This is a genomic window from Capnocytophaga sp. oral taxon 326 str. F0382, from assembly GCF_000318295.1.
GTDB lineage: Bacteria > Bacteroidota > Bacteroidia > Flavobacteriales > Flavobacteriaceae > Capnocytophaga > Capnocytophaga periodontitidis.
On the sequence record NZ_KB291436.1, the window covers coordinates 49,648 to 71,064 of the forward strand.

Genomic DNA, 21,417 nt, shown 5'->3' on the forward strand with positions numbered 1-21,417 from the left:
AAGAAGTAAGAAAAAGCTACCTACTTACGTAGGCAGCTTTATTATTATTTATCCATAAGCACCTTGCAGTGTGAAAGTTCGGGCTTATTTTTAGTATAGGCATCAAGCCAAACTTTTAGTTCTTCTACTTCGTAGGGCAATAGTCTATCTATTGCTTTGTTAAGTTCTTTGTAGAATAAGTTTGGATCAAAACTTACCTTTGATAAAATCATTTTTGTGTATTCAAACATTGCACGTTTCATAATAGATAGGTTTTAATGTTTTTCTGTACAAATGTAGGTAATAAAAATGAGATAGGCAAGTTTAAAAATGTTAATTTTGTGTTAAAATTTGTAACTATTTCAGTTTCACATCGTATTCTAAACGGGCTTGTATGCCGCGTTGTTGAGCGATACGTTTCACTTGTTGATATACTTCATAAGCTTCTACTCCCATTTCGTTACGCAAATTTTCGCCTCTCAACTGAGCGCCAAAACGACGGAACATTGTTTTGAAATCCATCTCGAATACAGGATAAGAAACAGTGCGATATTCTTTGAGTCCGTTATCTTTAGCGGCATAGGCGATGGCATCGTTAAGAGAGCCGAGTTCGTCTACCAAACCATTGGCAAGAGCTTCTTTACCGCTCCACACCCTGCCTTGTGCGATAGAGTCTATTTGAGCTACTGTTTTTCCACGTCCTTTGGCTACACGGTCTAAAAATACAGTATATACCTGTTCGATAGATTCAGTCATTTCTTTTCTGAATTGTTCAGTAGGCTTTTGATAAGGGCTATACCATTGAGCATTAGGGTGAGTGCTCACCGTTTCGGCAGTTATACCCCAATTAGTCACTAAAGCATTTACGTTAGGAATCACTCCAAATACCCCGATAGAACCTGTAATGGTACCTGCTTCAGCAAAGATGCGATTGGCATTGCAAGCTATATAATATCCACCTGAAGCGGCGTAATTTCCCATAGACACATATACCTTCTTCTTCTTTTTAGTAATTTCTATTTCGCGATGCATCAGCTCTGAAGCTAAGGCATCACCACCGGGGGAATTGATACGGAGAACAATTGCTTTTACTTCTTTTTTATCGGCGGCTTTGCGCAAAGCACGGATAATGGTTTCGTTGCCCACTACTTCGGCACGCCCCTCGCCTTGCATAATTTCACCATCGGCGTAAATCACAGCGATTTTATCTTTAGTTTTATGGCTTGAGGTTTTACCTATCACAGCTTCGGCATAGTCTTCTATATTGATAAAATCTACTTTGTCAATACTTTTGCTACCTGTTTTATCGCATATAATTTTCTCGAACTCATCTCGAAAGAGGATATCGTCTACGAGTCCGTTGTTTTTAGCGAGTTGGGCAGTACGTCCGCCTACATTTGTAGCGATTTCGTTGAGTTTATCGACAGAGATATTGCGGCTTTGGGCGATATCGGCAGCGATAACACTCCACATTGCATTGAGCAGTTGTGTGATTTGCAAGCGGTTGTTGTCGCTCATTTTATTATCTAAGAAAGGTTCGACAGCGCTTTTGTATTTACCGTGGCGAATTACTTCCATTTGTACTCCTGTTTTCTCTTGCAAACCTTTGAAGAAGAGCACTTCGGAAGAGAGACCGCGGAGAGCAACGCTTCCGAGCTGACTTATATAAATTTTATCGGCGACACTTTGAAGGTAGTAATCAAGTTGAGAAACTTCGTCGTTATAGGCTAAGACGAATTTACCAGAAGATTTGAAATCGATTAAGGCTTTACGGAGTTCTTGAGCGAACGCTAACCCCCCGATGTTGCCCGTACTTTTGAGGTAAATACCTTTGATACGTTTATCGTTTTTGGCTTTTTGAATAGCTTTTAGAGTAGTGTTCAATCCGTTGTAAGACTGAGAGGTATAATCAAAATCTTTGAAGCTAATGCGCTCACTATAGTCGGTAAGTGGCTCGTTGAAAGCAAGTTCCAATACTGAATTATCCTTTACGGTTATTTCATCGCCAGAGGAACTTCCTACTACTGAACCTATCATCATAGAGATGAAGATGAGGAATAGGAGGAGGCATATTCCCATAGAGATAAAGAATCCGAGGATTGTAGCTAAGAGGGTTTTGAAAAAAGTCATATTATCAATTTGCCTATTTGTTGATTTATTTGTGTTCGTGGAGTCCGCATTCTTTTTTGCTGTTACTTTCCCACCACCAGCGGCCAGCGCGGAAATCTTCACCTTCTTTGATAGCGCGGGTACAAGGGGCACATCCGATACTCACAAAACCTTTGTCGTGCAACACGTTGTAGGGGATATTATGCGCTTTGATGAAAGCTTTTGTATCCTCAAAAGTCCAATGGAGAATAGGATTATACTTAAATAGGTGATAGGTATCGTCCCACTCAAGTATTGGGAGGTCTTTGCGGGCTGTACTTTGGTCGGCACGCAAGCCTGTAACCCACACTTTTTTACCTTTGAGCGCGCGACTGAGAGGTTCTACCTTACGGATATGGCAGCACTCTTTGCGGAGTTCAACAGAGCGGTAGAAAGAGAGCGGTCCGTTTTTATGTACGTATTCTTCTATATCGTTTGCTTTAGGGTAATAAGGTTGAATGTAAGTGTGATAACGTTCATTGGTACTTTCCCAAACGGAGTAAGTTTCGTTGAACAAGCGCCCTGTATCCAAAGTAAAGATACTGATAGGGATTTGGTTTGCCAAAATAAGGTGACTAACTGCTTGATCTTCTAATCCAAAACTGGTAGAAAAGACAATTTTATTGGGGAATTGTTGAGCTAAGAAAGCGAGACCTTCTACTTCATTTTTTTGGAGGAGAGCATTATGGAGTGTTGTTAATTGTTCTTTCATATTATTTATCATCGGCAAAAGTAAGATAAGGCATAATCTCTTTGATGGGTACTTTTACTTCAAAAGGCACATCTACATAAGGAGCGATTTCAAAAGGGTCGTAGTACAAAATGAGGGCATCGGTAGCGATTCCCATTTTGTTAGGGAGAGAAAATACTCCATCTTCAAAATCGAATTTTTTATCGTTTAAAGGAGTAATTGTAGCAGTTTCTTTTGCTTTTTTGAAGTAACGTTCGGCAATTTGAGTTACTTTCTGTTCATCGGTAAAGAGATTTTCGTTTGTAATTACCTCGCCATCATCGAGGGTAAAGTTAGTAAATACTTTTGTTTGTGTAGGTTGAGCTTCACCTGTAGAGGCATAGCGATTAGATACCAAAGAGAGCATTTTGGTATTTTTCCACATAATACTATCGGTAACGATGAACTCGAAAGCTGGGAGCTCGGGAAAATGGCCGTGGAGTTTGTAGTAATCGTTGCTCAAACTATCCAAGGCTTTTTCGACACTGATGCCTTCTACTTGGAGCGTATCTTCGTTGGAAAGAAGGAAATTAGAGATTTGCATTTCAATTTCTTTATTGAAATTTTGGGCGAACTCGCTATTGCCTTTACAATGCAAATAATTTAAGCTCACAGAGAAGCAATCGTCGTCGCAATTTTCTTCGCTACGTTCTATGGTTATTTCTTCAAAGCGGAGTTTGCTAAAATAATTATAGGTGCAGTAAGCACCAGCTATTATTACAGCAATAAGGGCTATAATGAGGGTTAGTTTTTTCTTATTCATTTTTCTTTAGTATTTCCATTGACATATATATTTCTGCAAACCATTGCAGAGAGGTTGATATGTTTATCATTTACCAGCAGGAACATAGAGTCGTCAAAAGGTTCTTTGCTGAGTACTTCTATTTCATCACCCAAAGCGATGTTCATTTTGTTTAGATACACCAAAAACTCTCTAGAGGTATTTTTTACGGCGGCACAGACCCCCTTGTCACCTTGTTTGAGTTCGCTGAGAAGGGTTTGGACGGTGGTAGAGAAGACACCTTCTTTATTAGGGATAGGGTCGCCGTGAGGGTCTTTTTTAGGGAATCCTAAGAAAGCGTCGAGGCGTTCGATGAGTTTATCGGATTGTATATGTTCGAGTTCTTCGGCTATTTCGTGTACTTCGTCCCACGAGAAATTAAGTTTTTCTACTAAAAACACTTCCCACAAGCGGTGTTTGCGAATGATGCTAACAGCTCTTTGATAGCCTTTTTTGGAGAGTGTAACACCTTGATATTTGACATAGTTGATAAGTTGTTTTTCGGCTAATTTTTTGAGCATATCAGTTACTGATGAAGCTTTGGTGTTCATCACTTCGGCAATAGCATTGGTACTCACAGCCTGTTTAGTTTCGGCATAGAGGTGAAAGATAGCTTTCAAGTGGTTTTCTTCTGATAAGGTCATTTTTATTTGTTTTTAAGAGAAAAAACCGCCTTTTTACAGTGGCGGTTCTTGCTATTACATCAACTATTTTCTAACTCGGTGAATAGGGCTTTGAGCTCGGTAGCATCGTGAGGGCTCAATTTGCCAGCGATTACGAGGCTGAGTTGGCGACGTTGCAAAGCGCCTTTGAAACGTTCTTTTTCAAGCTCGGTTTCGGGTTCTAATTCGGGTACTTTTACGGGGCGACCATTTTCGTCGACCGCGACAAACGAGTAGATCGCCTCAGTAGCTTTAGTGCGTTCGCCATAGGTATTTTCCATCCACACATCTATATACACTTCCATAGAAGAGGAGAATGCGCGTGAGATAGCCGCTTCAACAGTTACAATACTCCCGACGCGTATGCTATGGGTGAAAGCGACGTGGTTTACTGATACGGTAACCGTAGCACGACCTGAGTGGCGCTGAGAGGCTATACTTGCGGCTCTATCCATACGAGCGAGGAGCTCGCCCCCGAACATAGCGTTCAGGTGATTGGTTTCGCCAGGTAGTACGAGGTCGGTGAGTATAGTACGTGAATCAGAAGGGGTTTTCTTATATGGTATCATTTTTTTAGGGTTGAGTGAGTATCCATCCGCCGTCGAGTTTTTTCTCTTGTTTAGAAGCTTGTACTTCGCGTTGTTGTAGTCTTGCTTCATCGACAGAGTCGAAACCACCATAGCTCACTTGGTATAGACCTTTGGCGTTTACACCTAAGACGAAAGCATTAGGGTAACCTATTTTTCTAAGTTGCTGTACACGAGCCTGAGCGTTTTTCTCGGAACTAAAAGCTCCTGCAATCACTTGGTATTTTTTGTTAGCCAAAGGTGAAGGTCGGTTAGGTGCACTTGGTGTGTTCGTGTTAGCAGGTTTGGTACCTGCTGTAGTTTGCGTAGGTTTAGTACCTGTGGTGGTTTGTGTAGGTTTAGTACCTGCTGTAGTTTGTGTAGGTTTTGAGGTTGGTGTAGGTTCTGTTCTTGTAGGTTTAGGTGATTCAGTAACCGTTTTAGGTTTAGATTCAGGTTTTGCCTTACCTTTTTCTGGGGTAAGGTTGATTACGGGCATAGTGATAGGTGGAGTAAATACCGCTGCTTCACTAAGTTGCTGGTTTAAACGTTCTTGCACCAAACTATCGGTTACCACATATTGTTGTTCATCGGAGCTACCATTAGCGAGTTTTTCACTAAACAAAGCATAGGCACCATAGGCCAATATTGCCAATCCTAACATTGCTACTGCTGTATATTTGATATAAGGGCGCAGTTTGAATTTCTTTTTATTTACAGTGGGCTTAGGAGGGACTATATTTTCTACTTCGGGTTGAGAAATAGGCTCTACAGGAGGTGCTGGTTGTGAAATAGGGCTTTCAATAGCGGCGAGAGATTTCTCTTCAGGAGGGAGAATTGACTCGGGATCGATTGTAGGTTTAATTTGATTTTCAGCAATTTGGAGGTCGGCAGTAGGGACTTCGTGAGGCACAAAAGGTCCCATACCGAAAGAATCGGTAAGGTAGTTTACTTCGTTAGCTGGTTCAAAAGACACACGGCCTTCACGAGTTTGGCGCAAAGTACCGATTCTGTCTAACACCAAAGGTTGTTCTTGCTGTAAGATGCGTTTCCAACCTTCAACAGCGAGATTTACATAGTCTTCAACGAGTTTATAGTCGATACCTGATTGTTCAGAGACATATTTCATTAGCAATCCGTCGTTAGAATTGAGGCTTGCATTGAAACTCAGCTCGCGTTTAGGGGGGTCAAAAGTCTTATCATCAGCCATTTTGGCTGATTTTCTATTAGAGATGAATGCTCCAAACTTAGGGATAATCACACATTGGTGTTTGTAGAGCAACTCTTCGATGTATACGTTTAAATCTTTCATAATCTTTACTGATTAAAACAAGTGGTCCTGCCAAGAATCGAACTTGGATCAAAAGTTTAGGAAACTTCTATTCTATCCGTTGAACTACAAGACCCACTTAGTAATTTTCGGCAAAGGTAATACTTTTTTTTGAAATACCAAATTTTAAACAGTAAGGGTATTGAGTTCTATGGGATGGGAGTTCTCTGAGTATCAGAGATCTTGGAGGTCTCAGTATTCTCAGAGTTATCGGAGTTTATTTAACGTGAGTTCGAGGTAAGTAATTTCACGAATTTTCACCTGACGGTGATTTTTTTGTGAATATATTGTGTTATATTGCTGTAAATCAATTTTCTGTTATATTGAACTGATATTATTTAACTTTGGTAAAGATGCGAGCGCAAAGCATACGATCATTACCAGAAAGGTCTTGACGAAGGGTAATTTCAGTAAAGTTTTTCTGTGCTAACATCACTTGCATTTCGGCTGCTAAATACTGATTAATCTCAAAAAACAGTCTGCCTTTAGGCTTCAGATATTGCTGAGCGAGAGTAGCTATTTGCTCATAGAACAACAGTGGACGATCATTGGGGACAAAAAGAGCTAAATGAGGTTCATAGTTGAGCACATTGCTATGCATTTCATTTTTTTCTAACTCACGCACATAGGGGGGGTTAGAAATGATTATATCGTACTTCTCGGGCAAGGTTTCGGTTTGCAAAATATCTCGTTGTAAAAACTGAACTTTTATTCCGTTGCGCTCGGCATTGCGCTGTGCCACTGCTATGGCTTTAGGCGAAACATCTATAGCAGTTACCTGTGCCTCAGGCAAGGCTTTTGCCAATGAAATAGCAATACAACCACTGCCCGTACCTACATCTAAAATATGTAATGGATAGGTTTTATCAGGATAGGTTTGCAATACCCAATCCACTAATTCTTCGGTTTCTGGTCGGGGTATGAGGACATTCTCATCTACAAAAAAACGATTAGAGAAGAACTCAGTTTCGCCCAAAATGTATTGTATGGGTTTAGCTGTTTGTAATTCTGTAATCGCTTGTTGTATCGCTTTTGTTATATTATCAGTGAGCTGAGTACTAACATTGGCTAATACCTCGGCTGTAGTATAATTACCATAATGTTCTAACAAGATAAAATAAAAAGAATTGATTTCACTCTTAGGATACAAAGATTGTAAACTATTGTGAATATGCGCTTTGAATTCGGCAAAAGTCATTAGTTTACACGGATTTGTTGTCCTACTTTCAGATTGCTACTAGCTACATCATCAAAATTGTTGAGTTTCATCAGTTGTTGTACTGGCACTTGTTGTTCGCGTGCTATTTTATATAAAGTATCGCCTGTTTGCACTTGATAAAACACTTGTGCAATTGCATCTTTTTTGATAGGACTTTCTTTAGCTGTTGCTGAAGCAGATTTAGCAGCAGGCACTTTAGTTGTTTCAGCTTTAGCTATGACTTTAGGCGTTTCTTTAACTACCGGCTTAGGTGTTTCTTTGACTGTTGGTTTAGCTATTTCTTTAACAGCTGGTTGAGTGGTTTCTTTTGCTGCAATTTTAGGTGTAGGTGTTGCAATGACATCGGTATTAGGCATTTTGAGTTCTGTTCCTTTCATTGCAATCACTTGATTGTCGTACAGATGCAGGTTAAATTTCTTGATAAGGGCAATCAGTTTTTTAGCATAGGCAGGATCGGTAGCGTAGCCTGCTTTTTTGAGTCCGTGCGCCCACGATTCGTAATCGGTAGGGTCTAACTCGAACAAGGAGCTATATCTACCGCGTTTTACTAAGAATTGAGAGTGGTCTTCAAAAGATTCGTAAGCATATTTATAACGGCGGAAGCACTCACTTTTCTCATCGTCGTCGTGAGTAATTGTTTTGCCGTTCCAAGTAGCGTGGCATTTGATACCGAAATGGTTATTGCCATAGCGTGCCAAGCGACCTTGCCCAGAGCCACTTTCTAAGATACCTTGTGCCAATGTGATACTTGCAGGAATGTTATAGCGCTGCATTTCGACCATAGCAATATCTTTGTAATCTCCAATATACTTTTGAGTTACTGCTTCTGTCACTTGGAGAGCAGGAGGTACTTCGTGGAAATCGTCTTCCATAAAATCCTTGCGATTGAGTTTTGAATCCATCAAGGCTTTATTCCTTTGAGCGAGCTCTGAATGGGTAGGTTTTTTGACCTCCATACGTGGTGTAGGTCGTTGCCCACGATAGATCACGGAGTGAGAATTTTTCCCATTCCTATAATGCTGTTCAGAGCAAGATGATATTATAAAGAGAAATAGTAATAGTAAACTAAATCTTTTCATCATAATTCAATATACTTTTATGTTTTTTAATTCGTTCGTTGTTAAAGCCCTTAATTCCTTGTAAACCACCTGTGTGGATGGCTAATATGCGGGTATTGGGCGGGAAATACCCTTGCTTTGAGAGGGCAAAGATAGCAAAAATCATTTTACCTACATATATAGGGTCCAATAAAATTTTTGTTTGACTGTTAAAATCATTTAAAAAATCTACCAATTCGTCGTTCACTTTGGCATACCCACCGAAGTGATAATCGTGTATCAACTCCCAATTTGTTTTGGTAGTATATTGCTTGATTACCTCACTAAGAAATTTACCTTTGAGAGCAGGAAATCCTATGACTTTCTGATGATTAGCGCTTGCATTGATAAGCCCAGAAATCGTACCACCAGTACCCACAGCGCTACATATCACATCAAAAGCACTATCTTCGGGGGTAAGAATTTCTTCACAACCCCTCACAGCCAGCGTATTAGTACCCCCTTCGGGGGCTATATAAATATTGTTACCATAGCGTTTTTGGAGATTTTGTAAGAATTCGGGCGTATGCTTTTGGCGATAATTCTCACGGCTAACAAAGCAAAAATCCATTCCGCAAGATTTAGCAAACTTTAACGTTGGGTTAACATCTATTTTAGAAGCTAATTCATCACCACGAATCACACCTATAGTTTTCAAACCTACAATTTGCCCCGCAGCAGCTGTAGCAGCGATATGATTAGAATAAGCCCCTCCAAAGGTGAGGATGGTATCTTTGTCTTCCTCTTGAGCTTTAGCAATGTTATACTTGAGTTTGCGGAGCTTGTTACCCGACACAAAAGGGTGGTTCTTATCCTCACGCTTGATAGTGAGGGTAATGCCGTAGGGCAACGGGATATTTACGGGTTCATTTTCTATATGGAGGTTGTTAAACATAGGTGTAAGGGGTTAGTTATTCATATCTCAATGCTTCGACAGGGTTTAATTTTGAAGCTTTCATCGCGGGGTACAAGCCTGAAATTACAGATACTACTATTGCAATGACGATAGCTATTGCTATCACACCCCACGGAATAGTAAAGTCGAATTTTATGGCTTTGGCTATCACAAATCCTAAACTAATACCCAAAACGATGCCTGTTACTGCTCCCATTTGTGCGATAAGTAGTGTTTCAGTAAAAAATTGTAAAGTTATTGATTTGCGTTTTGCTCCTAAAGCTTTGCGAATGCCTATTTCCTTAGTGCGTTCGGTTACTGAAACGAGCATAATATTCAGCAAGGCTATGGAAGAACCCAAGATAGTGATAAGCCCAATTACAAAACCTGCAATGGTGAGTGTACCTGTGATATTGCCTATGCGCTGCAAAAGGTCGTCACTGCGCTCTATACCAAAATTATTCTCTTGCAAAGGTGCTAACTGACGAAGATTGCGCATCACGATGGTAGCATCGTCTACCAATCCGTCAAGCTGATCTTTACTTTGGGCGCTTATTTTTAATTGGAAATTAGGATTATCTACAGGAAAAGCGGCACGTGCAATATTTAAGGGGATGAACACTTGAAAATTTTCGTAGTTGCCAAAAGAAGAACTCTGTTCTTTGAGTACCCCTATTATTTTGAATTTATAACCTCGTATAGAAATAGTTTTTCCGATAGGATTTACATCTTTGAGGAGGGTTTTCTTAAAATCGGAACCTATAACACATACTTTGCTATTGTTTTGGATCTCAAAATCACTAAAATTGCGTCCTTCGTCTACTTCTAAACCTGAATTGCCGATATAGTACTCATCAACTCCTACCACTACTGCGAGCGGGTCAGTTTTTTTGTTTTCGTACTTCACTTCGGCTGCTGAGGCAACATTTATAGAAATGCTTGTTTTGGCAAACGGATTATTGAACTGTTCTTTGAAAGTAGTTGCTTCTTGATAAGTGATATAAGGATGAGGTTTTTGGGTAGTTCCGCTGCCTTCAGCACGCTGACTATACTGATAGCGAGTTATAGAAAACGTGTTTGCTCCCATAGAAGAGAAATTACCTTCGAGGGTATTGCGCAAAGCGGTAATCACACTGAGTATACCCACCAATGCAGTAATACCGATGGCAATAATGAGCACGGTAAGGATGGTGCGCAAGAGTTGCCCACGGATGCTATCGAGTGCTATTTTGATATTTTCACGAATTACGATCCACACGGTATAATTAGCAAATTAGGGAATTAGCAAATTAGTAAATGGTTAAAAATAGAAAAAGGCAACCAATAACCTATCAACTTCTAATTGTTACGTGTTACCTATTGCCTATTTAGTGGAGTCGGAGAGAATCGAACTCTCGTCCAAATAAGTCATCAAAGAGCTTTCTACATACTTAGTACTCGTTTGATTTTCGTCGTAAAACTGACCGAGCACCGCCCATTTTACGCTTAGCTTCCTAAAATTAAGAACCATTAGCAGAAGCTTACTGCAGGTTCGATGTTGACTTTTATGGTGCCTCTATACGAAACGCCGTCAACAAGGGCTTTTCAGAGACATCTCGCTTCCCTACCTTGTAGGGACTTAGCCAGAAATCTTACTAAACTTCAGATTAGGCAGCAAGAGCGTAGTTATTCTCGCCATTTAAAATTTTGAAATAGAGATTAACGAGCATTCATTTCACAGCTCGGTATGCTTACTGTTCAATGCCACTTACTGTCAAAACCGGTCGACCCCAAGTGTTCATTTATGTAATTTGGGTGCAAAGATACGAATAATTTGCAAATTAGCAAATTTGTTATAACAAACTTTGCCAAAGATGCGAGCCGCACGGGCAGGAAGCTTTGGCAAAGTTTGCAACACAAAAGCGACTATTTTTCTTTTTCTAACTTAATGGTAAGCACTGGAGTATTAGAGTGGTTTACAAGGTCGCTACTAATACTGCCGTTGAAGAAATGAGCGATACCTTTGCGTCCGTTAGGGAACATACAAATAAGGTCTATTTTATTATCCTTCACGTAGTTGAGAATACCTGTTTCTACACGAATATCGTTGTATACGTGAGTTTCGTAATGCTGACGTACGTGTTCAGCTTCTTTGAGAAATTCTTGCATACGGTGGTTAATTTCGTGAGTGGTAAGGAATTGATAAGGGGTATTCACATACACTAAATCTACTTTAGCACCAAAGAGTTTTGCTAATTTCAACGCTTTTTCAAAAGGTTTTAAAAATCGTTTAGAGAAGTCGCAACCGAACATAATGTGTTTAATTTTGAGTTTTTCGTGTGGGTTTTTAATTACCAACACGGGTACAGAAGCAGAGCGAATTACTTTCTCGGCATTGGAACCTATAAAGAGTTCTTTAGCTCCTGAAGCACCGTTAGAACCCATTAACACGAGGTCGATATGGTGTTTTTTCACGACATCTTCTACGGCATCGGGCAGAGGAGATGTTTCTACCAAATCAAGGATTTCTACATCGGTATTGAGAGTTTGGCGGAGATCGGTGAAACGTTGCTTGGTGAGGTTGAGAAAGTACATAGCCTCGGGCACAGATACTTGACTCTCGGTCATTAAGCGCAGTGGCAATTCTATAGCGTGAAGCAAATAGATTTTAGCTTTGTGTTTTTTAGCCAATTCTATTGCTACGTGGAGAGAAGCGATAGACTTCTCAGAGAAATCGGTGGTTACTAAGATGTTTTTCATAAGACTCTATTTTTTTAGTTATTTTATTCGTTTAGGAGTTAGTATTTTGGGGCGTTTTGGCAATCTCTTACACATTTGCCAGTTTTATCTATATGAAAGCTTTTGCCTTCAAATACAACTTCAGTTTCATTATCATTCTCGTATACAAAAGGCTCTATACTATCGAATATCATAGGAAGGAGTTGTTTTCCTTCGAGGTTATAGAGTCCTACTTTGTCGTTGCGAAAGACGCGTATAGTGCCTCTTTTCAAATATTTGGTATCTACATTATTATAAAACTCTTCGGGGACAATAACTTTTCCTTTTTTGCTGAGCACTCCAAAGTATATTTCGCGACGAGTGAAAAATACGAAATCGCTATTTTCATCATCTTTATCAAAATGCTCTATTGTGAGCATATCGTAAATGGGAGGAACGAGAGGCTCTCCTTTTAGGCTGAAAGCACCTTCTTTTTGATCTTTTCTTACAAGAGCTATTTTGTTTACGAGTGTTACTCTGCTGTATTGGATAGGGATGAGCACTTTTCCTTGTTTGTTTACGAGCCCTTGTTGGGCATTATTGCCTACTACTATAACTCCATTTTTGGGTTCGCCTACAAATTCATATTGAGTTTGCCATCCTTTTTTAGGTTTTTGAGCGGAGATTCTTTCTAATTCCTCGCAATATTGGACACATTTTCCTGTTTTATCAATCACAAATATCGCATCATAGCGTGAGACCACGGCAGTTCCTTCATCATCAAAAGGATCGACAGATGAGTAGGTAAAAGGAATCACCACCTTGCCGGTAGTATCTATATATCCCCATTTACCATCTTTTTTGACGGCGGCTAATCCTTCGCTAAAATCTTTGGCATTTTCATATATTAAGGGGATTATTTCTTTGCCTTGAGTATTTACAAAGCCATAATGATCTTTTTGGGTGACGATTGAGATGCCATTAACAAAAGGACCTGCATTATCGTATTTAAATGGGGTAAGAGGTTCATTTTTTTTATTGATAAATGCCCATTTATTATTCTTTTTTACTGAGGTTACTCCTCGTTCAAATGCCCAACCATAGTCGTACTGTAATGGAATGACTTCTTTGCCTGTGGCGTTTACATAGCCACAACCTATATTCTTTTTATAAACCCAAGCTAAGCCGTCGAAAAACCTATCTACTGCGTCATACTTGATAGGCACTACTATTTTGCCTGTTTTGTCGATAAAGCCTTCTTTGCCTGTTGTGGCATCGCGTACGCTTAAGCATCCTTCTAAACAAAAACCTATAAGCTTGTATTTGCAGGGCACAATAAACTTTCCTTTTTTATCAATAAGTCCATATAAGTTATTATTCACTACCCGACATACTCCGTCATCAAAAGAATCTACCCCATCAAACTCAATAGGGATTACGATCTTTCCTTTTTCGTTTACAAAGCCCCATTTTCCGTTGTTATGCCATACGGCAGCTAAGCCTTCATAAAAATCCATCACTTGTCTATATTCCTCACGCCACGCTTCCTTTTGGGCGTGTAGAGGGCAAAGCAAGAATGTTAATAGGAGACTGAGAAAGTATTTCATTTTTATGCGCTTTATTTGTTTGATGAGGCAAATGTACGACTTTTATTTTTTATTTGCAAGAAAAAAGTTTCTTTTCTTTTCATTTTAGTAATAAATCATTGTGATATCAGCCTTTTATTATGTTAATTTCCTAAACTTTATTTTGTTGCGTTACTCAAAATATAATATATAAAGCTATAAAACACTATATTCAACAACAAAAAGAAATAAATAATCTTTACAACTTTAAAAACTTTATAATGAGACTTTTGCATTAATCTCAACACCGTTTGATATATGAGAAATATAGACGACACTATAAAAGCAGTAAAAAATATAGTCCCTCCTATTATTTCAACCGCATTATTATACCTAAAATCATCACTCGTATACAAAAGATTATTAAACAACATTTCCCAAAATACAAAAGGGTTGATTATCACACAAATCAAACACCAAATACCCAACAATAAAGTCACTTTTCTCATTTCTATTATTCATTTTTAATAGCACATTCTATCCATATAAAATAAAAGTTATTATCCTTTTTTTCAAACCAATAAATCATAAAAAGGTCATCAACCTTACCATCATATTCTTTTAAAACAAGACCATAAAGTTTATGCTCTGTTTCTGGTGTAGTATTATAATCTATAGCTGGATAATAGAACAACTTAAAATCTTTTTCTTTGAGTTTTTGTTAGAAAAACTCATCAAAAATAGTGTTAAACGCCTTCTTTACTTTTGCCCTGCTATAGATAGTAGAGTGGTGCATATCTATGGAAGGAATGTAATCAATTGTTACTTTTTTATCTATCTTAAAACTTTTATCTTTAAGCTGACTGAGCAACATAATAGAATCTTGCTGATAAAAGCTATTTTCTTGCGCCCAAGTGAGAGTACTCACACAGCACAATATTGTTAATAGAAATGTTTTCATTATTTTTTCAATTATTTTTTATGAGGGCTAATTGCCATTAGCCCCTACATAAATTCTCTATGAAAGGATACTATCGTGTTCAAACTTTTTAGAAATTAGAAGTTTCTTCATTATTTATATTGCTTTATAGAGCCCCAAAACTACCACCTATTTATCTAATTTCCAAAACTTTTTTACTTTTTTTCTTGTTATTTCAAAAAAACGTTGTATCTTTGCCCCGAAAAACAACATCAGAGGGGACATTTTAGTCCCCTCTTTTTATAACAAATGAATTTTAAAGACCAAGTTAAAGAGTTAGTAGATAAGGCTTTAAGCAATCATCCTGAACTCTTCCTCACTGATTTAACCGTGGGCGCTGACAATACCATCCGCATCACTATCGACGGCGATAAAGGCGTTTGTATAGACGATTGCATTGAACTCAGTCGTGCTGTAGAAGGCGCTTTAGACCGCGAAACTGTAGATTTCGCTTTAGAAGTAACCTCTTTTGGTGCTACCGAACCCTTTGTAATGGAGCGCCAATACACCAAAAACGCTGGAAGAACCGTACAAATCACAACCCTTGACGGTAAAACTCACGAAGGGGTACTCAAAGGATTGCAAGAAGGTAAAGCCGTTCTTGAAACCGAAACTCGCGAACCTAAACCCGTAGGCAAAGGAAAAATCACTGTAAAAAAAGAGCAATTTTTTGCGCTCACCGACATAAAAGAAACTAAAGTAATCATTAAATTTTAATTAAACGTATATGAATAGTCTTGAATTAATCGAATCGTTTTCAGAGTTTAAAGATGATAAACTCATCAACCGCGAAACCTTGATGGCTATTTTGGAAGAGGTTTTCCGTAACACCCTTAAAAAGAAATACGGCTCTGACGATAATTTCGATATCATCATCAACCCCGATAAAGGCGACCTACAAATCTTCCGCAACCGCGTGGTAGTGGAAGACGATGCGGTTACTAACGACAACCAGCAAATCGCCCTTTCGGCAGCTCGCAAAATCGAACCCGACTTTGAAGTAGGGGAAGACGTTTCTGAAGAAATTAAAATTAATGACTTAGGTCGTCGTGCTATTTTAGCATTACGCCAAAATCTTATCTCCAAAATCCACGAATACGATAGTATGACTATCTATCAGCGTTTCAAAGACTTGATAGGTCAGCTATACGTTGCCGAAATCCACCACATTCGTCACAAAGCTATTATCCTGCTTGACGACGAAGGCAACGAAATCATTCTCCCTAAAGAAAAACAAATCCCGTCCGACTTCTTCAAAAAAGGGGAACACGTGCGCGGAATTATAGAATCGGTAGAGCTTAAAAGCACTAAACCTACCATTATTATGTCGCGTACCTCTCCAGTATTCTTAGAACGCTTGTTTGAGCAAGAAATTCCAGAGATTGCCGATGGACTTATCACCATTAGCAAAGTAGTGCGTATCCCTGGTGAAAAAGCCAAAGTAGCTGTAGATTCATTTGATGAGCGCATTGATGCAGTAGGAGCCTGTGTAGGCGTACGTGGCGCTCGTATTCACGGTATTGTGCGCGAGTTAGGCAACGAAAACATCGATGTATTGCCTTTCACCACCAATCCACAATTGCTCATCACTCGCGCCTTAGCACCTGCACGTGTATCATCAGTGATTATCAACGAAGAAGAAAAGCGCGCCGATGTGTATTTAGCTAACGAAGAAGTATCTAAAGCTATTGGAAAATCAGGTTACAACATCCGCTTAGCAAGTCAGCTTTCAGGTTATGAAATTGATGTATATCGCGAAGGAGTAACCGAAGAAGATATTGAACTTACCGAGTTCAACGATGAAATTGAACAATGGGTAATTGAAGAGCTCCAAAAAGCAGGACTTGACACCGCTAAAAGCGTACTTGAACTTTCAGCTGAAGAGCTAATGCAACGCACCGACCTTGAGGAAGAAACCGTAAAAGAGGTGCTACAAGTACTTGCTGCTGAATTTGAGTAGCAGGTAAAAAGTAAGTGAAAAGAGGTAACAAAAAAAGGGAATTGACAATTGTGAATTGCCAATTGCTAATTGATAATTAAAAACATATATATGAGCGAGGGAAAAACAATAAGAATTAACAAAGTTTTAAAGGATTTGAACATCTCTTTGGCGACAGCCGTGGACGAACTCAAAAAACATAAAAATGTTGAAATTGAAGCGAGTTTGAACACTAAAATCACTGAGGAAGATTTTCAGTTTCTTTCTAACAAATTTAAAGCCGACAAAAACAAGCGTGCGGTTTCTAAAGAAATTGTAGAAGATAAGCGCAAAGAGCGTGAAGCCATCCGTATGGAACAAGAGAAGGAAAATAAAGAAAAACGCAAGCAACAAGAACAGGAAGTGATTCGTGCCAAAGCTCAATTGGCAGGACTCAAACCTGTGGGCAAAATTGACCTCGACGGGGGTAAAAAAGAGGAAAAAACTCTTCCTGCCGAAACTCCTAAAACCGAAGTAGTGAACACCCCTCCTACTCCTGTGGAGCCCATAGTAGCATCCAAAGCAGCTGTAACCCCTCCTGCTGAGCCTGCTAAAAACAACGAAAATAAAGATCATAACCACAAAGACCAGAAAGATATCAAAAAGAAAGAATCCCCAAAACCCGACGCTCAAAAAAATAAATCTGTTTATCAAAACCCTTTGACGCAAGCCCTTACCCCGCCTAAGAAAAAGGAACAACACGCCAAACACAAAGAAGAAGCTACCCCTGAGACTCCTATTGGCGTAATTGAAACTCAATACCAAAAACTTACAGGCCCTAAAGTGGTAGGTGAAAAAATTGACCTCAGTCAGTTTGAGAAAAAGAAGAAAAAACGCAAACGCAATCGCCATAAGGACAAGGACAAAGATAAAGAGGCACAAACAACCGCTATTGGTGCTACTGGCGCTATTAACGATAACGAAAAACGCAAACGCAAACGCATCCGCAAAGATGAAGTGAATGTGGCTAAAGGCGGCGACACTCCTAAAAAAGAAAAGAAAAACAAGATTATTGCTAAAATAGAACCTACTGAAGAAGAGGTACAAAAACAAGTACGCGAAACCCTCGAACGCTTGCAAGGAAAAGGTGCCAAATCCAAAGGAGCTAAATACCGAAAAGAAAAACGCGAAACTCACCGCCAAAAAGCAGAACAAGAACTCGCAGAACAAGAACAACAAGAAAAAGTACTCAAAGTAACCGAGTTCGTTACCGTAAACGAATTGGCAACAATGATGGATGTGCCTATCAATAAAGTGATTGGCGCTTGTATGTCACTTGGCATTATGGTTACAATGAACCAGCGCCTTGATGCTGAAACACTTTCTATCGTAGCCGATGAATTTGGTTATGAAGTAGAGTTCGCAACCGCTAACATCGAAGAGGCTATCCACACCGAGGAAGATAAACCTGAAGATTTAGTACCTCGTGCGCCTATCGTAACCGTAATGGGGCACGTAGATCACGGTAAAACGTCTCTCCTCGACTACATTCGTAAAGAAAATGTAATTGCAGGTGAAAGTGGTGGTATTACTCAGCACATAGGGGCTTATGGAGTGAAACTCGAAAGCGGTGAGCGCATCACTTTCCTCGATACCCCTGGTCACGAAGCCTTTACCGCTATGCGTGCTCGTGGTACCAAAGTAACCGACATCGCTATTATTGTAGTAGCTGCCGACGACGATGTGATGCCACAAACCAAAGAGGCTATTAGCCACGCTCAAGCGGCAGGAGTGCCTATCATCTTTGCTATTAACAAGATTGATAAACCTAATGCGAACCCCGATAAAATTAAAGAACGCTTGGCAGGTATGAACCTACTTGTGGAAGAATGGGGTGGTAAAATACAATCACAGGACATCTCAGCCAAAAAAGGTATTGGCGTTCCTGAACTATTGGAAAAAGTACTCTTAGAAGCCGAAATTCTCGAACTAAAAGCAAACCCTAACAAGCCTGCTGTAGGTACTGTAGTAGAAGCTGCTCTCGACAAAGGTCGTGGTTATGTATCTACTGTACTCGTAGAATCAGGAACTTTGCGCGTAGGTGATTATGTGCTTGCAGGTACTAACTCAGGTAAAATACGCGCTATGCAGGATGAGCGTGGTAGAAAGGTGAAAGAAGCAGGTCCTTCAACTCCTATTACTATCTTAGGTCTCGATGGCGCTCCTCAAGCTGGTGATAAGTTCTACGTATTTGAAGATGAGAAAGAAGCTAAACAAATAGTAGCTAAACGCGCTCAATTACAACGCGAACAATCGGTGCGTACACAGCGTCACATCACCCTCGACGAGATTGGACGACGCATTGCCCTCGGCGATTTCAAACAGTTGAACATTATCCTCAAAGGAGACGTAGACGGCTCGGTAGAAGCACTCACCGATTCATTCCAAAAACTCTCTACCGAAGAGATTCAAGTATCTATCATTCACAAAGGTGTGGGTGCTATCACCGAATCGGATGTATTGTTGGCTTCAGCCTCTGATGCGATTATCATCGGTTTCAACGTTCGCCCAATGACCAATGCACGTGCTTTGGCAGAAAAAGAATCTATCGATATCCGTACCTACTCTATCATCTACGACGCTATCAACGATTTGAAAGACGCGATGGAAGGTATGCTTTCACCAGTGTTCAAAGAAGAGGTTACCGGTACAGTAGAGATACGCGAACTCTTCAAGATTTCTAAAGTAGGAACCATTGCGGGCTGTATGGTAACCGATGGTAAAATCTACCGCAACTCTAAGATACGCCTATTGCGCGAGAATGTGGTGATTTATACCGGCGAACTTTCTTCACTCAAGCGTTTCAAAGACGACGTAAAAGAAGTGAGCAAAGGTTACGATTGTGGTTTGCAAATCAAGAACTACAACGATATCCACGAAGGCGATGTTATAGAAGCCTTCCAAGAGGTTGCCGTTAAAAAGACTCTTAAATAATTTTAAATAATTAAGTAACAGAACAAAAAAATATTTTTTTGTTCTGTTATTCATTTTTATTAAGCCACGATATAATTAAACTTTAAAATTTATGGGAAGTATAGCTACTAATTATAAGGAGCAAATACAGAGACTACAAGAAAGAGGTATGTGCTTTGATTGGGATGAGAAGAAAGTAAAAGATGTACTCTTAGATATAGGATATTATAGATTAGGATTTTATTGACATCCTTTTTCTATTAATAAAGAACATAATTTAGTTCCTGACACAAAATTTTCTGATGTAGTAGCCCTTTATTATTTGGATGTAGATTTGCGAAATATTTTAATGAGGTATATTAGCCGAATTGAAATAAATTTCAGAACTAAACTTATCTATTATGTTTCCAATAAATACAAAACCTCTCCTTTTTGGTTTGCCGATAGCAATGTGGTTAGTAGTATCTTTATTCAGGAGTTAGACAAATATTATAATTGTGATTTTATTGACAGAAATAAACCTATAAAAGCACATCATGAAAAATATTACAAGATTAACACTAAAAACAAAGAAGAATTGTTTGAAAATTGTTTTTGTAATAAATATGAAGAAGGCAAATACGCTCCTGCTTGGAAAACCTTAGAATTCTTTTCTTTTGGCACTATCTTAAAAATATACAAGAACTTAATAGATAATGATATACGAGAAAGAATTTCTAAACTTTACAATGTTAATGACATTAATAAATTCATTAACTTTATGGAGACTATCGTTTTAATTAGAAATACTTGTGCTCATTCGGGAGTCCTATTTGACTTCAAAACTCCTAAGGGTATAGCTGCTATACCAGCTATCACTTTTGAAAATAGAGATAGACATTCATTAGCTTCTTGTATAAAAGTCATTTCATATATGTTAGAGCAAATTTCTGATAATAGAAAAAACGATATGATTAAAGCTATAGAAGATACTCTTTACAAATATAAGGAAAACCAAGTTATTAATAATGTTATACAAAATAAAATGAAAATATTCATTTAATTTTTTGGTAAGAATAAAAAAAATTATAATTTTGCACTGAAAAACATAGTGCCCCGCCTGTCATAGCACAGTGCCCTGCACTCAAAAATAATATTAATAATGCTCAGGTTATCCCTGAGCATTTACTTTTTTATAACTTAATCTTCTCAAAAAATGCCTCTTTGCAGTGTTCAGCAATAGTGATGCGCTGTTTGCCAAATACTATTTGGTTGCGCTCTACCACTTCCACTTTATCTAAGGCTACAATAAACGAGCGATGTACGCGCATAAATTGTTCAGGAGGTAACTCTTCTTCTAATTTCTTTAAACTCATCAGGGTGGTAATAGGGGGGGGATCACCAATGAGGTATATTCTCACATAGTCTTTTAGACTCTCTATATAAAGAATATCACTGTAGAGCACCTTCACTTGTTTGTAATCGGTTTTTACGAACATATAATCAGGTACTTCGGTGAGTTGAGGGGTAGTAGTTTCGGTGAGAAGCAAGGCTTTTTCTACCGTTTCCAAAAACTCGGAATAATCAAAAGGTTTCAGCAAATAGCCTATCGCATTTACTTTATACCCTTCTAAGGCATACTGATCAAAGGTTGTAGTAAAAACGATTTTAGAAGCCGTGGGGAGCTTTTTAGAGAGTTGCAAACCATTGAGTTCTGGCATCTGTATATCCATATAGATAAGTTCGGGAGCTGGGTGGTTGTGCAGAAATTGCAATACTTCTATGGCATTGCTAAACTTCCCTACAAGTTGCAAGGAAGGAGTTTTCTTTACATAACTCTCAAGGAGGCAGAGCGCCATAGGCTCATCGTCTACTATAATACACGTAAGCGGTTGCATA

General features: G+C 39.0%; 20 protein-coding genes, 1 tRNA gene and 1 other RNA gene. 5 read left to right on the forward strand and 17 right to left on the reverse strand.

Annotated elements, in window-relative coordinates; translation table 11 throughout:
- Nucleotides 1-44: 44 nt before the first annotated feature.
- From HMPREF9073_RS10655 to HMPREF9073_RS10735, 16 genes are all read right to left on the reverse strand, one after another.
- Nucleotides 45-242, reverse strand: coding sequence for a hypothetical protein (locus tag HMPREF9073_RS10655; protein WP_009413761.1), 198 nt, complete (start codon nucleotides 240-242; stop codon nucleotides 45-47).
- 94 nt (nucleotides 243-336) lie between these two features.
- Nucleotides 337-2,109: a signal peptide peptidase SppA gene (gene sppA, locus HMPREF9073_RS10660; protein WP_009413762.1), complete on the reverse strand. Its 1,773-nt coding sequence runs from the start codon at nucleotides 2,107-2,109 to the stop codon at nucleotides 337-339.
- A gap of 25 nt (nucleotides 2,110-2,134) precedes the next feature.
- Entirely contained in the window at nucleotides 2,135-2,839 is a 705-nt protein-coding gene (locus tag HMPREF9073_RS10665) for a phosphoadenylyl-sulfate reductase (RefSeq protein WP_034555817.1), read from the reverse strand.
- Nucleotide 2,840: 1 nt separating this feature from the next.
- Nucleotides 2,841-3,620 (reverse strand): DUF3298 and DUF4163 domain-containing protein, encoded by a 780-nt coding sequence (locus tag HMPREF9073_RS10670; RefSeq protein WP_009413764.1) that lies wholly within the window; start codon nucleotides 3,618-3,620, stop codon nucleotides 2,841-2,843.
- A complete protein-coding gene (locus HMPREF9073_RS10675; RefSeq protein ID WP_009413765.1) occupies nucleotides 3,617-4,282 on the reverse strand; it encodes a metal-dependent transcriptional regulator in 666 nt (221 codons plus the stop codon). The genes HMPREF9073_RS10670 and HMPREF9073_RS10675 overlap by 4 nt, the downstream gene beginning before the upstream one ends.
- Before the next feature lie 59 nt (nucleotides 4,283-4,341).
- The gene (locus tag HMPREF9073_RS10680; protein ID WP_009413766.1) at nucleotides 4,342-4,869 is read right to left on the reverse strand and encodes an acyl-CoA thioesterase; all 528 of its coding nucleotides are present in this window, start codon (nucleotides 4,867-4,869) and stop codon (nucleotides 4,342-4,344) included.
- A gap of 4 nt (nucleotides 4,870-4,873) precedes the next feature.
- Complete coding sequence (locus HMPREF9073_RS10685; protein WP_009413767.1) at nucleotides 4,874-6,178, reverse strand: SPOR domain-containing protein; 1,305 nt, start codon at nucleotides 6,176-6,178, stop codon at nucleotides 4,874-4,876.
- Between the two features lie 22 nt (nucleotides 6,179-6,200).
- Nucleotides 6,201-6,272: transfer RNA gene (locus HMPREF9073_RS10690), tRNA-Arg, on the reverse strand.
- A 258-nt stretch (nucleotides 6,273-6,530) separates the two neighbouring features.
- A complete protein-coding gene (prmC, locus tag HMPREF9073_RS10695; RefSeq protein WP_009413768.1) occupies nucleotides 6,531-7,394 on the reverse strand; it encodes a peptide chain release factor N(5)-glutamine methyltransferase in 864 nt (287 codons plus the stop codon).
- Nucleotides 7,394-8,497 carry a glucosaminidase domain-containing protein gene (locus HMPREF9073_RS10700; RefSeq protein WP_034555806.1) on the reverse strand — a complete coding sequence of 368 codons (1,104 nt, stop codon included), beginning with the start codon at nucleotides 8,495-8,497 and terminating at the stop codon, nucleotides 7,394-7,396. Before HMPREF9073_RS10700 ends, prmC begins: the two co-directional genes overlap by 1 nt.
- On the reverse strand, nucleotides 8,481-9,407 hold the full coding sequence (locus HMPREF9073_RS10705; protein WP_009413770.1) for a 1-aminocyclopropane-1-carboxylate deaminase/D-cysteine desulfhydrase: 927 nt from the start codon (nucleotides 9,405-9,407) through the stop codon (nucleotides 8,481-8,483). The genes HMPREF9073_RS10700 and HMPREF9073_RS10705 overlap by 17 nt, the downstream gene beginning before the upstream one ends.
- 16 nt (nucleotides 9,408-9,423) lie before the next feature.
- Nucleotides 9,424-10,665, reverse strand: coding sequence for an ABC transporter permease (locus tag HMPREF9073_RS10710; RefSeq protein WP_009413771.1), 1,242 nt, complete (start codon nucleotides 10,663-10,665; stop codon nucleotides 9,424-9,426).
- Nucleotides 10,666-10,775: 110 nt separating this feature from the next.
- Nucleotides 10,776-11,178, reverse strand: a transfer-messenger RNA (tmRNA) gene (gene ssrA / locus HMPREF9073_RS15535).
- Nucleotides 11,179-11,312: 134 nt separating this feature from the next.
- Complete coding sequence (locus HMPREF9073_RS10715) at nucleotides 11,313-12,146, reverse strand: universal stress protein (RefSeq protein ID WP_009413773.1); 834 nt, start codon at nucleotides 12,144-12,146, stop codon at nucleotides 11,313-11,315.
- 38 nt (nucleotides 12,147-12,184) lie between these two features.
- Nucleotides 12,185-13,711: a WG repeat-containing protein gene (locus tag HMPREF9073_RS10720; protein ID WP_009413774.1), complete on the reverse strand. Its 1,527-nt coding sequence runs from the start codon at nucleotides 13,709-13,711 to the stop codon at nucleotides 12,185-12,187.
- Between the two features lie 679 nt (nucleotides 13,712-14,390).
- Nucleotides 14,391-14,630 (reverse strand): hypothetical protein, encoded by a 240-nt coding sequence (locus HMPREF9073_RS10735; protein ID WP_009413777.1) that lies wholly within the window; start codon nucleotides 14,628-14,630, stop codon nucleotides 14,391-14,393.
- A gap of 267 nt (nucleotides 14,631-14,897) precedes the next feature.
- On the opposite strand from HMPREF9073_RS10735, the gene rimP reads away from it, so the two are divergent.
- The 5 genes from rimP (at nucleotide 14,898) to HMPREF9073_RS10755 (ending at nucleotide 20,581) form a co-directional block, all read left to right on the forward strand.
- Entirely contained in the window at nucleotides 14,898-15,365 is a 468-nt protein-coding gene (gene rimP, locus HMPREF9073_RS10740; protein WP_009413778.1) for a ribosome assembly cofactor RimP, read from the forward strand.
- Nucleotides 15,366-15,375: 10 nt separating this feature from the next.
- Nucleotides 15,376-16,608: a transcription termination factor NusA gene (nusA, locus tag HMPREF9073_RS10745; protein ID WP_009413779.1), complete on the forward strand. Its 1,233-nt coding sequence runs from the start codon at nucleotides 15,376-15,378 to the stop codon at nucleotides 16,606-16,608.
- A gap of 90 nt (nucleotides 16,609-16,698) precedes the next feature.
- Nucleotides 16,699-19,560 (forward strand): translation initiation factor IF-2, encoded by a 2,862-nt coding sequence (gene infB, locus HMPREF9073_RS10750; RefSeq protein ID WP_009413780.1) that lies wholly within the window; start codon nucleotides 16,699-16,701, stop codon nucleotides 19,558-19,560.
- Nucleotides 19,561-19,651: 91 nt separating this feature from the next.
- On the forward strand, nucleotides 19,652-19,786 hold the full coding sequence (locus HMPREF9073_RS16535; RefSeq protein WP_009413781.1) for a hypothetical protein: 135 nt from the start codon (nucleotides 19,652-19,654) through the stop codon (nucleotides 19,784-19,786).
- 12 nt (nucleotides 19,787-19,798) lie between these two features.
- Entirely contained in the window at nucleotides 19,799-20,581 is a 783-nt protein-coding gene (locus HMPREF9073_RS10755) for an Abi family protein (RefSeq protein WP_083866089.1), read from the forward strand.
- Between the two features lie 130 nt (nucleotides 20,582-20,711).
- Here HMPREF9073_RS10755 and HMPREF9073_RS10760 read toward each other — a convergent pair whose 3' ends face one another.
- Nucleotides 20,712-21,416, reverse strand: coding sequence for a LytTR family DNA-binding domain-containing protein (locus HMPREF9073_RS10760; protein ID WP_009413783.1), 705 nt, complete (start codon nucleotides 21,414-21,416; stop codon nucleotides 20,712-20,714).
- Nucleotide 21,417: the final 1 nt, after the last annotated feature.

Coding starts and splice junctions, on each gene's coding strand:
- infB (WP_009413780.1), top strand. CDS start 16,699: ATGAGCGAGGGAAAAACAATAAGAATTAACAAAGTTTTAAAGGATTTG.
- HMPREF9073_RS16535 (WP_009413781.1), top strand. CDS start 19,652: ATGGGAAGTATAGCTACTAATTATAAGGAGCAAATACAGAGACTACAA.
- sppA (WP_009413762.1), bottom strand. CDS start 2,109: ATGACTTTTTTCAAAACCCTCTTAGCTACAATCCTCGGATTCTTTATC.
- HMPREF9073_RS10675 (WP_009413765.1), bottom strand. CDS start 4,282: ATGACCTTATCAGAAGAAAACCACTTGAAAGCTATCTTTCACCTCTAT.
- HMPREF9073_RS10720 (WP_009413774.1), bottom strand. CDS start 13,711: ATGAAATACTTTCTCAGTCTCCTATTAACATTCTTGCTTTGCCCTCTA.
- prmC (WP_009413768.1), bottom strand. CDS start 7,394: ATGACTTTTGCCGAATTCAAAGCGCATATTCACAATAGTTTACAATCT.
- HMPREF9073_RS10735 (WP_009413777.1), bottom strand. CDS start 14,630: ATGAAAACATTTCTATTAACAATATTGTGCTGTGTGAGTACTCTCACT.
- HMPREF9073_RS10680 (WP_009413766.1), bottom strand. CDS start 4,869: ATGATACCATATAAGAAAACCCCTTCTGATTCACGTACTATACTCACC.
- rimP (WP_009413778.1), top strand. CDS start 14,898: ATGAATTTTAAAGACCAAGTTAAAGAGTTAGTAGATAAGGCTTTAAGC.
- HMPREF9073_RS10665 (WP_034555817.1), bottom strand. CDS start 2,839: ATGAAAGAACAATTAACAACACTCCATAATGCTCTCCTCCAAAAAAAT.
- HMPREF9073_RS10655 (WP_009413761.1), bottom strand. CDS start 242: ATGAAACGTGCAATGTTTGAATACACAAAAATGATTTTATCAAAGGTA.
- HMPREF9073_RS10670 (WP_009413764.1), bottom strand. CDS start 3,620: ATGAATAAGAAAAAACTAACCCTCATTATAGCCCTTATTGCTGTAATA.
- HMPREF9073_RS10715 (WP_009413773.1), bottom strand. CDS start 12,146: ATGAAAAACATCTTAGTAACCACCGATTTCTCTGAGAAGTCTATCGCT.
- nusA (WP_009413779.1), top strand. CDS start 15,376: ATGAATAGTCTTGAATTAATCGAATCGTTTTCAGAGTTTAAAGATGAT.
- HMPREF9073_RS10705 (WP_009413770.1), bottom strand. CDS start 9,407: ATGTTTAACAACCTCCATATAGAAAATGAACCCGTAAATATCCCGTTG.
- HMPREF9073_RS10760 (WP_009413783.1), bottom strand. CDS start 21,416: ATGCAACCGCTTACGTGTATTATAGTAGACGATGAGCCTATGGCGCTC.
- HMPREF9073_RS10700 (WP_034555806.1), bottom strand. CDS start 8,497: ATGATGAAAAGATTTAGTTTACTATTACTATTTCTCTTTATAATATCA.
- HMPREF9073_RS10685 (WP_009413767.1), bottom strand. CDS start 6,178: ATGAAAGATTTAAACGTATACATCGAAGAGTTGCTCTACAAACACCAA.